This window comes from Cognatilysobacter lacus, assembly GCF_008274655.1.
Classification (GTDB): Bacteria; Pseudomonadota; Gammaproteobacteria; order Xanthomonadales; family Xanthomonadaceae; genus Cognatilysobacter; species Cognatilysobacter lacus.
The window spans coordinates 1-12,036 of sequence record NZ_VTRV01000084.1; the positions used below are offsets into that span (position 1 = coordinate 1).

At 68.0% G+C, this 12,036-nt stretch carries 10 protein-coding genes; 5 read left to right on the forward strand and 5 right to left on the reverse strand.

Translation table 11 applies throughout. The features are described from left to right. Positions 1-180 (reverse strand): hypothetical protein (locus FW784_RS08755; protein WP_149352969.1); only part of this gene is annotated, 180 nt, incomplete at its 3' end. Between the two features lie 96 nt (positions 181-276). Here FW784_RS08755 and FW784_RS08760 point away from each other — a divergent pair. Together FW784_RS08760 and FW784_RS08765 are read left to right on the forward strand one after the other, a co-directional pair. Continuing rightward, positions 277-1,056 (forward strand): 3-hydroxybutyrate dehydrogenase, encoded by a 780-nt coding sequence (locus tag FW784_RS08760; protein WP_149352970.1) that lies wholly within the window; start codon positions 277-279, stop codon positions 1,054-1,056. A gap of 2 nt (positions 1,057-1,058) precedes the next feature. Further along, positions 1,059-1,724 carry a response regulator transcription factor gene (locus FW784_RS08765; RefSeq protein WP_149352971.1) on the forward strand — a complete coding sequence of 222 codons (666 nt, stop codon included), beginning with the start codon at positions 1,059-1,061 and terminating at the stop codon, positions 1,722-1,724. A gap of 17 nt (positions 1,725-1,741) precedes the next feature. Here FW784_RS08765 and FW784_RS08770 read toward each other — a convergent pair whose 3' ends face one another. Both FW784_RS08770 and FW784_RS08775 read right to left on the reverse strand, forming a co-directional pair. Next, positions 1,742-5,065 carry a hybrid sensor histidine kinase/response regulator gene (locus tag FW784_RS08770; protein ID WP_149352972.1) on the reverse strand — a complete coding sequence of 1,108 codons (3,324 nt, stop codon included), beginning with the start codon at positions 5,063-5,065 and terminating at the stop codon, positions 1,742-1,744. A gap of 154 nt (positions 5,066-5,219) precedes the next feature. Next, positions 5,220-7,457 carry a TonB-dependent receptor gene (locus FW784_RS08775; protein ID WP_235893628.1) on the reverse strand — a complete coding sequence of 746 codons (2,238 nt, stop codon included), beginning with the start codon at positions 7,455-7,457 and terminating at the stop codon, positions 5,220-5,222. A gap of 165 nt (positions 7,458-7,622) precedes the next feature. Between FW784_RS08775 and FW784_RS08780 the strand changes: the two genes are divergently transcribed. Next, complete coding sequence (locus tag FW784_RS08780; RefSeq protein ID WP_149352973.1) at positions 7,623-9,026, forward strand: GntP family permease; 1,404 nt, start codon at positions 7,623-7,625, stop codon at positions 9,024-9,026. 10 nt (positions 9,027-9,036) lie between these two features. Here the strand turns inward: FW784_RS08780 and FW784_RS08785 are convergent, their stop codons facing one another. Both FW784_RS08785 and FW784_RS08790 read right to left on the reverse strand, forming a co-directional pair. Further along, entirely contained in the window at positions 9,037-9,864 is an 828-nt protein-coding gene (locus FW784_RS08785; RefSeq protein WP_149352974.1) for an amidohydrolase, read from the reverse strand. Between the two features lie 7 nt (positions 9,865-9,871). After that, the gene (locus FW784_RS08790) at positions 9,872-11,020 is read right to left on the reverse strand and encodes a pyridoxal phosphate-dependent aminotransferase (RefSeq protein WP_149352975.1); all 1,149 of its coding nucleotides are present in this window, start codon (positions 11,018-11,020) and stop codon (positions 9,872-9,874) included. 55 nt (positions 11,021-11,075) lie between these two features. Between FW784_RS08790 and FW784_RS08795 the strand changes: the two genes are divergently transcribed. Together FW784_RS08795 and FW784_RS14760 are read left to right on the forward strand one after the other, a co-directional pair. Then, on the forward strand, positions 11,076-11,561 hold the full coding sequence (locus tag FW784_RS08795; RefSeq protein WP_187770746.1) for a DUF3293 domain-containing protein: 486 nt from the start codon (positions 11,076-11,078) through the stop codon (positions 11,559-11,561). A gap of 32 nt (positions 11,562-11,593) precedes the next feature. After that, positions 11,594-12,036 (forward strand): ATP-binding cassette domain-containing protein (locus FW784_RS14760; RefSeq protein WP_235893629.1); only part of this gene is annotated, 443 nt, incomplete at its 3' end.

The following is a 12,036-nucleotide window of genomic DNA, read 5'->3' on the forward strand; positions in this document are numbered from 1 at the left end:
TGGGCCACGCAGACCCGTCAGCCCCAGCCCGGCGGTCAGCAGGTCGTCGCCGTCGCGATGCGCGGTCACGCGCTGGACGCTGAACTCTTCCATCGGACGAACCCCGGGAACGCTCGCGCAGCCGGCGAGCAACGTGGTGGCCGCGCACAGCAGCGGCGCCAGGTAACGGAAAGGTGTCATGCCGACACCCTAGCAAGGGGTCGCGACGCCGGCATCGTACGTTGGTACCACGCCAGCCTCGCCGCGCATTGGTACGCTGGCCCCAAGGAGACTCCCATGACCCAGATCGCTTCCACGCCGAGATGCGTGCTCATTACCGGCGCCGGCAGCGGCATCGGCGCCGGCATCGCGGCGGCACTCGCGCAGGACGGCCACCACGTCGTGGTGACTGACCTGTCGCACGACGCCGCGCGCGACGTCGCTCAGTCGATCGTCGCGGCGGGCGGCAGCGCCGAAGCCCATGCGCTCGACGTGACGTCGGACGACAGCGTGGCCGCCGTGCTTTCCGCGCTCACGCGTCCGGTTGACGTGCTGGTCAACAACGCGGGCCTTCAGCACGTCTCCAAGCTGGAAGAGTTCCCGATGGCGAAGTGGGACCTGCTGGTGCAGGTCATGCTGGTCGGCGTGGCGCGGATCACGCGCGCGGTGCTGCCGGGAATGCGCGAGCGCGGATTCGGGCGCATCGTCAACATAGGCTCGATCCACTCGCTGGTCGCGAGCCCGTTCAAGAGCGCGTACGTGGCGGCCAAGCACGGCCTTCTCGGCTTTTCGAAGGTGATGGCGCTCGAAACCTGCGACGCCGACATCACCATCAACACGATCTGCCCGACTTACGTGAAGACGCCGCTGGTCGACAAGCAGATCGCCGACCAGGCGCGCACGCGCGGCATCCCGGAATCGCAAGTGGTGAGCGACGTGATGCTCAAGCCCATGCCCAAGGGCGTGTTCATCACGTTCGAGGAACTCGCCGGCATCACCGCGTTCCTGATGTCGCCCGCCGCGCGCAACATCACCGGCCACACCATCGACGTGGACGGAGGCTGGACGGTCCAGTAGCCATGCCAACGCTGCTCGTCGCCGACGACCATCCCCTGTTCCGCGCCGCGCTGCGCGGCGCGGCGCGCGATGCGGTGGACGGGCTGGTGGTGCACGAGGCCGGTTCGCTCGACGAAGTGCTCGCCGCGCTCGAGCGCGAGCCGGACATCGATCTCGTGCTGCTCGACCTGCACATGCCCGGCAACCACGGGCTGGCCGGCCTGGCCGCGGTGCGCGCGCAGTATCCGCATGTCGCGGTGGTGGTGGTGTCCGCCAATGACGATCCGCGCATCGTCCGTCGCGCGCTGGACCACGGCGCCGCGGGCTACCTGCCCAAGAGTTCGGGCCTCGACGAATTGCGCGACGCGATCCGCGCGGTGCTCGCCTGCGAGCAGTGGCTGCCCTCTTCGCTGCGCATGACCGTGGCGCGCACGCAAAGTGCCAGCGGCGACGCCGACCTCGCAGCGCGACTTGCCAGCCTTTCGCCACAGCAGTTTCGCGTGCTCACGCTCGTCGCGCAGGGCCTGCTGAACAAGCAGATCGCGGACCGGCTGGACGTGCAGGAACGCACGGTAAAGGCCCACCTCTCCGCGATCTTCGAACGGCTTGGCGTGCGCAATCGAACGCAGGCGGGCGTGGTGCTGCGCGAACTCGAATTGACCGATCCGGCGCGCCACGTGCCGGCGTAATCGTCGCGGCGTCCGGTCTACTGCACCGCGGCCGAATGCCTTTCGCCTGCAACGACCAGCCGGTCCAGCGTCGATTTCAACGCCAGCGGCTTGAGCGGCTTGGGCAATAGACCGTATCCGGCGGCCTGCACCGATGCGCGCACCTCGCTGCTCGCATCGGCACTGACCACCAGCGTGGGCCTCGCACCGAAGCGCCCCTCGAGCAGCCGCGCGACGTCGGGTCCGGTATCTCCGGCGTCGAGGTGGAAGTCGAGCAACCACACCGCCGGGTCGGCCGCTTCGCATGCGGCGATCGCTTCCCGACGGTCGCGTGCGGTCACCACCGAGCAGCCCCAGCGCTCGAGGAGCAGGCGCGTCGCTTCCAGCGCGCTCGCATCGTTGTCGAGCAGCAACACGCGCAGGCCGGCCAGGCGCTGTGGCACGGGCGGCACTGGCGTTCGCTGCGGCCCGGCGGCGCGGTCCACGCCGATCGAAAACATCGTGCCCGTGCCCGGGCGACTGCGAAGGCCGATCGGCGCGTCGAGCAGCGCGGCGATTCGATCGGCGATGAACAGCCCGAGCCCGAGGCCCTGACCCGGAGCGTCCGCGCCACGTCGGAACTCGTCGAAGATTTCGCGCTGGCGCGAGGCCTCGATGCCCGGTCCCGTGTCATGCACCTGGATGACGGCCTGTCCGTCGACGCGCCGCACGCCGAGGATGACGCGCCCGTGCGACGTGTAGCGGACGGCATTCGCCAGGAAGTTCTGCAGCACCCGGCGCAAGAGGTGCGGATCGGTGTGTACCCATGCGGACGAGCGCACGTACCGGAAGGACAGCCCGCGCGCGGCGGCAATCGCGTGGAATTCGGATGCCAGCGGCTCCAGCACTTCGCACAGGGCGAACGCACGCGGTTGCGGCACGAGCCCGCCTGCCTCGAGCCGCGACATGTCGAGCAGACCGGACAGCAACTCGACGGTGGATTCCAGCGCGCCACGCACCTGCGACACCGTTGCCGCGCGACGCGATTCGTCCGATTCGCTACTGATGGCGTCGATGAACAGTTGCGCCGCGTGCAGCGGTTGCATCAGGTCATGCCCGATCGCCGCCAGGAACCGGCTCTTCGCGTGATTCGCCCGCTCGGCGAGGCCGGTCGCCACCTGCAGTTCGGCCGTGCGTTCGACGACGCGCTGCTCGAGGGTTTCGTTCGCGAGCAGCAGGCCCGCCTGCGCGCGACGGAACGCAGTGACTTCGGTGAACGTCGCCACGAAGCCGCCGCCGGGCATCGGGACGCCGCGGATCTCGACGATGGTGCCGTCGGGCAGCACGCGTTCCGAAAGGTGCGGCGTCCCCGCGCGCATGAAGGCAAGTCGCCTGTGCAGCGCGTGCTCGACGTCGCCCTCCAGGCCGACACGCTGCATCGCCCAGCGCGCAAGGTCGGCGATCGGCCGCCCGACCTGCAACAGGCCCGCGGGATAGCCGAACAGCTCGGCGTAGCGGCGGTTCCACGCCACCAGTCGCAGGTCGGCATCGACGACGCTGATGCCCTGGCTCATGTTCTGCAGCGCCGCCTCGAGCAAGCGCTGATTGAAGCGCAGGTCCGCGGATGCTTCGCCGACGATCGTCGCGACGGTTTCCAGGTCGCGCGATTCGCGCCGCGCCGCGTCGAGCAGGACCCGAGCCGAAGCGGAACCCAGCACGCCGGCCAGTTCGCGCTCCATCCGCTCTTCGACCGTAACCGGCACCGGGCCCGTGCCGGTGACCCCCTGCAGCAGCTGCGACACGCGGTCGCGCGGCAGGAAGCGCAGGCTCGCTGCGCGAAGCGTCGCCGCGTCGAGGCCGCGATACGCCCGTCGCGGTGCGCCATTCCACGACGCCGCCAGCAGCAGCGTGGTCGCGGTGCCAAGGAACAGGCTGGCGCCGACGGCGCGCCCGAGCCGCGACCAACCGGTGAGGCCGAAGAAGCCATCCGGTGAAAGCCACGCAGCGCCGAACGGGCCGGCGTGCAGCCAGGTGGCGGTGTCGAAGGTAGGCACCACGAGGATCCACGCCCACGTCGCGAAGCCGACGAGGATGCCCAGCAGCGCAGCGCGCGCGGGGGTCTGCGGTCGCCACACGGCAAACGCGAGCGCGGGCGCCAGCGTCGCCAGCGCCGAAAACGAAACCGCGCCGACGTCGGCCAACGCCTCGCTGCCGGCGATCACCCGGCTGTAGGCCCACGCGAGCAGCATCACTACGACGATGCCGGTGCGGCGCAGCGCCAGCACGCTGCCGCTCAGGTCGCCGGCGCCGCTGCGGTTCCATGCGCCCCGCAACAATCCCGGCGCGAACCAGTGGTTGCCGATCATCAGGCTCAGGCTGAGCGTGCTCACGACCACCATGCCGGTCGCCGCGCTCAGCCCACCCAGGAAGGCGAACAGGGCGAGCGCTTCGTGGCCCTGCGCGAGGGGCAGCGCGAGGACGTAGAGGTCGGACGGGACGCGGTCGCCCAGCAGTCGCGCACCGGCGCGTGCCAGCGGCAGAACAGGCAACGCGATCAGCACGAGATACAACGGGAACAGCCAGCGCGCCGTGTGCACGTGGCGCTCTTCGCGACACTCCACCACCGACACGTGGAACTGGTGCGGCAGGATGAACATCGCCAGCGCGCCCAGCACCACCAGCGGGACGAACCCCGCGCCGTCCGTGGGAGGTGGTGCAGGCAACGTAACGGGCGACGCATGCAACCCGAACAGTACGAACGCGCCCACCGCCAGCATCGCGCCGAGCTTGAACACCGACTCCAGCGCCATCGCGAACACGAGGCCGCGGTTATGTTCGGTCGCTTCGGCCTTGCGCGCACCGAACAGGATCGCGAACACGGCGAGCACGATCGCGACATACAGGCCGCTGTCGCGCCACGCGGGACCGCTCGCCGCAACGCCGCCGGACGACAGCATCGAAAAACTCATCGCGACGGCCTTCAGCTGCAGCGCGATGTACGGGATCAGGCCGAGCGCCGCCACCAGCGTCACCGTCGCGGCGAGCCATGCGTCCTTGCCGAGGCGCGTCGCGATCAGGTCGGCCAGGGACGCGGCATTCGTGTCCCGCGCCAGGCGCGCCAGACGAAGCATCACGCCGATGCCGAGCGCGTAGAGCAACACCGCACCCACGAACGTCGGCGGTACCGGCCAGCCGTAGCGTGCGGCCTGCGTGACCGTGCCGTAGAACGTCCACGACGTGCAGTGGACCGCGAGCGACAACGCGTAGACGAAGCGCCATCGGCGCGCGAACAGGGCCGGCCGGCGCTCGGCATGCAGCGCCGCGGCGAACATCAGCCCGAGCCACGCCAGGCTCGCCGCGGTGACGATCCCCGCGTTCAACATCTTTCGGCTGCCCCGATTTGCTGCATCGCGCCGTCCCGTCCCACCCCTGTCCGCAGCTTAGTGCCTGCGGTGGCGCATCGTCGCGGCCCTGCCCGAAAACGCGACGACGGGCCCGAAGGCCCGCCGTCGCTACTCCGACCGCCTTCGGCGTCGGTCAGAAGTCGTATCGCGCAGTGAGCGAATACTGGCGCGGCGGACCGTAGAATCCGGTGAGGACGCCGTAGGACGCGATGTTGTACCCGGTCGTTCGGTACGCCTCGTCCGTCAGGTTCGAGCCCTGGAGCGAGAACGACCAAGCGTCGTTCATCTTCCAGATCACGCCGGCGCTCAGCAGCCCGTAGCCGTCCTGATGGATCGCGGGGCTCAGGTCCGTCGTCGGCCACACGTCCGACTGGTAGGAATAGCCGACTCGGGCCGAGAGGTTGCCCCCGTTCTCCAGCGCGGTACGCCACTCGAGGTTCAAGGCGCCCGAGAACTCCGGTGCGTTGGTGAACCGCTGCGAATTGGCGACGTTCACCCCCGCGGTGATGAACTTGTCGTACTTCGCATCGAGCCAGGCGAGGTTGCCGCTGATCGCCCAATGGCGCGTCGGCAGGTACTGGTACTCGACCTCGACGCCCTGCACCGTGCCCTGCCCCGCGTTGGTGAAGTCGCCGAAGAAGCTCTGGCTGCCATTCGGCAGCGTGTACGAGGTGAAGACCGAAAGCTGGATGTCCTTGTACTTGTTGTGGAAGTACGCAAGGTTGAGGAACAGGCGGTCGTCGAGCAGCGACATCTTGCTGCCGAGTTCGTAGCTGTCCACCGACTCGTCGCCGAAGGGCTCGCCCGAGCGCGGCACGGCCGTGGTGTTGGCGCGGATGTTGTAGCCCCCCGACTTGAACCCGCGGGTTGCGAGCGCGTAAACCATGATGTCCGGCGTGAGCTGGTAGTCCAGCGACACCTTCGGGGAGACGTTCTTGAAGTTGACCGTCTTGTTGAAGTTCGCCGCGGTGCCCCACGACGTCGTGTAGCTGTTGCTGGTGTAGAAGCGATTGAGCGCAACGGCGTGCTTGTCCTCGTCCGTGTAGCGGGCGCCGACGTCCAGCTTCAACTGGGTGCTCAGGTCGAACGTCCAATCGGCGTACGCCGCGAACGACTTGGTGTTGACGTAGCCCTGCGTATCGCCGAAGAGCGGATTGGTGAGCCCGGGCGCAAGCAGCGGGTTGGAGAAGTAGTTGAGGACGTGGCCGCCGGCGTCGCCGTCGAACCAGTAGAGGCCCATGACGCCGCGAGCGCGGCCGCCCGCGTCGTAATTCAACTGCAGTTCGTTGCTGACCTGCTGGTCGTTGTAGAACGCGCGCACGTCGACCAGCGGCAGCGGCGTGGTGTCGAAGTCGATGTTCGTCTGCGTGTCCGACTCGCGCTTGGCCACTACGTACTTCAGGCTGATGTTGTCGCTCGGGCGCCAGTTGGCGGTGATCGAGCCGCCCTTCATCTGCGTATCGTTGATGTTGGGCATGCCGCTACGGATGTCGTAGCGGCTGTCCAGCGGCGGATACACGCCACGCGTGAGGGGGTTGGGCGCCAGCATCTTGGCGCCGCGCATGCCCGACTGGTCGTCCATCCAGTCGAGCGCGAAGCGGACGTCGAAGTTGTCGCCCGCGAACGCGCCGAGTTCGAAGCGCGCCGCGTTGATCTCTTTGTCGCTTACGTCCTGGCCGGTGTACGTGTTGGTGCCGAAACCGTCGCGATTGAGGCTCGCCACGGAAACGCGGCCGCGCAGGCCGCTGTCCGCGCCACCGATCGGGCCGCCAATGCCTGCCTTTACGTCGAGCTCGTTGTAGTTGCCGATGGTGATGGAGCCGAAGCCGTCGAGCTGCTTGGGTAGGCCCTTCGAGATGTACTTGATCGCGCCGCCGATCGTGTTCTTTCCGTACAACGTGCCCTGCGGGCCACGCAGGACTTCGATGCGCTCCACGTCGAAGACGTCGAGCAGCGCGCCTTGCGGCCGCGCGATGTAGACGTCGTCGAGATAGATACCGACGCCGGGGTCGACGCCCCACAGCGGATCGGCCTGCCCGACGCCGCGGATGTAGGCCGTCACGGTGCTGGTCGAACCGCGTGCCGCATAGATGGTGAGGTTGGGCACCTGCGCGTCGAGGTCGCCAAGATCGCGCACGTTGAGTCGATCGAGCGCTTCGGGCGTGAACGCGGTCACCGCGACCGGCACTTCCTGCAGCGTCTCCTCGCGCTTGCGCGCCGTCACCTTGATGCGGTCGAGTGCGCGTTCACCGTCGACCGTGTCGCCGGGATTGTTCGTTGTAGTGGCGTCCTGCGCCCAGGCGGCCGGCGCCATCAGTGCGCAGGCGATTGCGATGCAGAGGTGCGTACGGCTGGAATTGTTGCGGCGCATCGAAGGACTCTCCCCAGTGACCGGATGGCGTGATCGCGGGGCGGAACATGCCGCGATGCCGTGCACCGTAGGCGACGCCGACCGTGCGCGGCAGCTGTACCTTCGGACAATGCCGGCGGCGCAAACCGTCCGGATACTGGCCGCCAGTCTGGGACGGGAGCCGCCATGGCATTCGTGATCGTGCTCGCCGCGTTGGCGTTCCTCATGTTCGTGGCGTATCGCGGCCACTCGGTGATCCTGTTCGCTCCGGTTGCCGCCCTCGGCGCCGTGCTGCTGACCGATCCCGCGCTCGTGCCCCCCATGTTCACCGGCCTCTTCATGGAGAAGATGGTCGGGTTCCTCAAGCTCTACTTTCCCGTGTTCCTGCTCGGCGCATTGTTCGGCAAGCTGATCGAGCTTTCGGGTTTTTCGCGCTCGATCGTGGCGGCGACGATCCGCGTCGTGGGCGCGAGGCGCGCGATCCTGTCGATCGTAGTCGTGTGCGCGCTGCTGACGTATGGGGGCGTGTCGCTGTTCGTGGCGGTGTTCGCCGTGTATCCGTTCGCCGCCGAGCTGTTCCGACAGAGCGACATCCCGAAGCGGCTCATCCCCGGCACCATCGCGCTGGGCGCGTTCACGTTCACGATGGACGCCCTGCCCGGCACGCCGCAGATCCAGAACATCATCCCGACCACGTTCTTTGGCACGACCGCTTGGGCCGCGCCGGCGCTCGGCAGCCTCGGCGGACTCTTCATCCTGCTCGTCGGCCTGCTCTACCTCGACTCGCGCAGACGCAGCGCGGCCGCAGCCGGCGAAGGCTACGGCGATCCGGCGACGCTACTGAACGAGCCCGCCGCGTTTGTCGACGAGCGTCTTGCGAGCCCATGGATCGCGCTGTTGCCGCTGGTGTTCGTCGGCGTCACGAATCGGCTTTTTACGGCGCGGATTCCGGACTTGTACGGAAAATCGACGAGTTTCGATCCCGCCGTCATCGGCGACGCGGCGCCCGTCGTGCAGGAAACGGCGAAGCTCGCGGGTATCTGGGCCGTGGAAGGCGCGTTGCTGGTCGGCATCGTGGCGGTGCTGGTGTTGGCGTGGCGGCCGGTCACATCGCGCTTCGTCGAGGGCAGCCGTTCCGCGATCGCGGGCGCGCTGCTCGCGTCGATGAATACCGCATCCGAGTACGGCTTCGGCGCGGTCATTGCTGCGCTTCCCGGCTTCCTGACGGTGGCGCGCGCGCTCTCATGGATTCCAGACCCGCTGGTCAACACGGCGGTGACGGTGACGGCCATGGCCGGTATCACCGGGTCGGCGTCCGGCGGCATGGGGATCGCGCTGGCGGCGATGGCCAAGCAATTCATCGAGCGGGCGCAGGCGGCGGGCATCCCGATGGACGTGCTGCACCGCGTGGCCGCGATGGCATCGGGCGGCATGGACACGCTTCCGCACAACGGGGCAGTCATCACCGTTCTCGCCGTAACAGGCCTGACGCATCGCCAGGCCTACCGCGACATCTTCGCCGTCACGGTGATCAAGACCGCCGCCGTCGCGGTGGTGATCGCGCTGTACTACGTCACCGGTCTCGTATAGGGCCGAGCGATCACAGGAGTTCGAACCCATCCGCATCGAGCATCGCGGGGAAACGCTGTCGATGGCCGTGCAACTCGTGGAGGAAGATCGTGGTGGTGGTCACCACTTCCATGTCCGCGCATTCGCTGAGCGGGTTGCCCAGGTAATCGATCACGGCACTGTCGCCCGCGTAGACCAGGCCGTTGCCGTCCGTGCCGACGCGATTGACCGCCGCCACGTAGCAAAGGTTCTCCATCGCCCGTGCGAGCAGCAGGGTGCGCCAGGCGTGGCCGCGTACGCCCGGCCAGTTGGCGACGTAGATCAGCAGGTCGTAGTCGAGCTCGTCCTTGCGCTCCACGTCGAAGCGGTTTCGCGAGAACACGGGGAAGCGCAGGTCGTAGCAGACCAGCGGGCAGATGCGCCAGCCGCGCCACTCGACCGTCAGCCTGTCGCGACCCGCGCTGTAGCGTTCGTGCTCGCCTGCGTAACGGAACAGGTGGCGCTTGTCGTAGAACTGCACCGCGCCGTCCGGAGTGACGAACAGCAGCCGGTTGGCGACGCCGGAATCGGTGCGCAGTTGCACGCTTCCGGTGACCGCCGCATCGAGCTCGCGCGCGCGTTCGCGCATCCACTGCAGTGTCGGCCCCTCCATGGTCTCGGCGCGATCGATCGCGTCGTTCGAGAAGCCACTGGTGAACGTCTCGGGCAGGATGACGAGGTCCGTGGTCCCGTGCAGCGCGCCGAGCAACCGGCCGTAGTACGCGCGGTTGGCTTCAGGGTTGAGCCAGCGGGTGTCCCCCTGCACGAGGCTTACGCGCAACGGAGTGTGGGTGCGGGCAATGTTGGATGCGGTGGACATGCTGACCTCAGAGCGACTGCAACCGCTCGATGGCGGCGTCGAGCGTGGATTCGTTCTTCGCGAAGCACAGGCGCGCGAGGCGCTGTCCTTCAGGCGGCGTCCCGTAGAACGGCGAAAGCGGGATCGACGCCACGCCCTTCTCGATCGCGAGCCAGCGGCAGAACTCGGCGTCCGGCAGATCGCTGATCCGTGAATAGTCCACCAGCTGGAAGTAGCCGCCCGGCACCGGCAACGGGCGCAATCGCGTGGTGAGCAGCTGTTCGCGGAAGCGGTCGCGCTTGGCCTCGTAGAACGCGCCGAGCTGCTCGTAGTGCGCCGGCTCGGCCTCGATCATCTCGGCGAAGGCGAACTGCGCCGGCGCGAACGTACAGAACGTGTTGTATTGATGGACTTTGCGGAACTCTGCCGACATGGCCGGCGGCGCGATGCAGTAGCCGATCTTCCATCCCGTGCAGTGATAGGTCTTGCCGAAGCTCGAGATCACGAAGGCACGCTCGCGCAGCGACGGATACAGCAGCGCCGACTCGTGGCGCCGCCCGTCGAAGATGATGTGTTCGTATACCTCGTCGGACAGCAGGTAGATCGACGTACCGGCGAGCAGTTCGTCGAGCTGCCGCATGTCGTCCGCCGACCACATCGCACCGGACGGGTTGTGCGGCGAATTGATCATGATCATCCGCGTGCGCGGCGAAACGGCCGCGCGGATCTTCGTCCAGTCCGGTGCGAATGTTTCCGGATGCAGCGGCACATGCACGGCGATGCCGCCGGCGAGGTCGATCGCCGGCTCGTAGCAGTCGTAGCAGGGGTCGAGCACGATGACTTCGTCGCCGCTGCGCACGACGGCGTGGATCGCGTCGAAGATCGCCTCGCTCGCGCCGGAGGTCACCGTCACTTCGGCGTCAGCATCCGGCCGGTATCCGTAGCACCGCTCGGTCTTGCCGGCGATCGCCTGGCGCAATGGCGGCACGCCCGACATCGGTGCGTACTGGTTGCGTCCTTCGCGCATCGCGCGCTCCAGCGCTGCCACGAGGCGCGCCGGGACCTCGAAGTCCGGGAAGCCCTGCCCCAGGTTGACGGCGCCGTGCTCGACCGCCAGCTGCGACATCACGGTGAAGATGGTCGTGCCGACCTTGGGCAACTTGGTTTCGGGCGTCATCGCGCGCAGCCTTGCGAAGGGGCCACGAGTGTACGTAAACGACATGGATAAGCGCATGAGCGGCGACGGTAGCCAACACGAAGCCGCGCAGGACGACCCGATCGCGCTCGCACGGGCGTTCTCGGATGCACGCTACGGCGTCGCGCTCGGCGGTGACCCCGTCGAGTTCCGCGTCGGCGAAGGCGCGGGCGGCATCGAAAGCCGCCTACCGGCGGCCTACTACGCGTTCATCACCGCGTGGAACCCGGAAGCCGAGTCGCAGCCCGTTGGCGAGAACCTGCAGTCGGATGACGCGCTGGTCGCCCGGCTCGACGGCCTCGGCATGGACTATCGCCGCTCCTGGGCGCAAGCGCCGGACGGCGCGCATCGCGAAGCCGGCTGGCTGATCGCCGGCATCGACCCCGTTCGCGCCGACGCGCTGGGCCGCGACTTCGGCCAGGCCGGCATCCTCAGTTGGGTCGCGGGTTCGACGGTCCGACTGCACATGCTGATGGCCATGCCCGACGGCGCCGACCTGCCGCACGTCGACTGGATAGAATGAGCGACCGCGGCCACCGGCCGTTCGACGCGCCGATGCCCGCCTCCCCGACGCCCCGCTCGCCTCTTCTCGACGCCACCGGCCTGCGCTTTTCGCGCAACGACGATCCCGTGTTCGGCCCGCTCGACCTCTCGGTCGATACCGGCGAGGCGCTGCTGGTGCAGGGCGAGAACGGCGCGGGCAAGACCACCCTGCTTCGCGTCCTCGCCGGCCTGCTGCGCGCCGATGAGGGCGTGGTCCGCGTGGACGGCGCACCCTTCGTCGCCGAGCACCTGCTGCGGGCTCTGCGCTCGTTCGCCGAACTGGCCGAAGCATCCGACCAACTCGCCGAAGAACTGGGCGGGCAACCCCTCCGCGCAACTGGAGACACCGCCTTCAACGACGGCATGGCCTCCGAGCACGAAGATCCCGGTGCCGAATACGAGTCACACGAGTGCCACGAATTTCCGCCGGCTCTCATGGCGCTCCTCGAACTCGA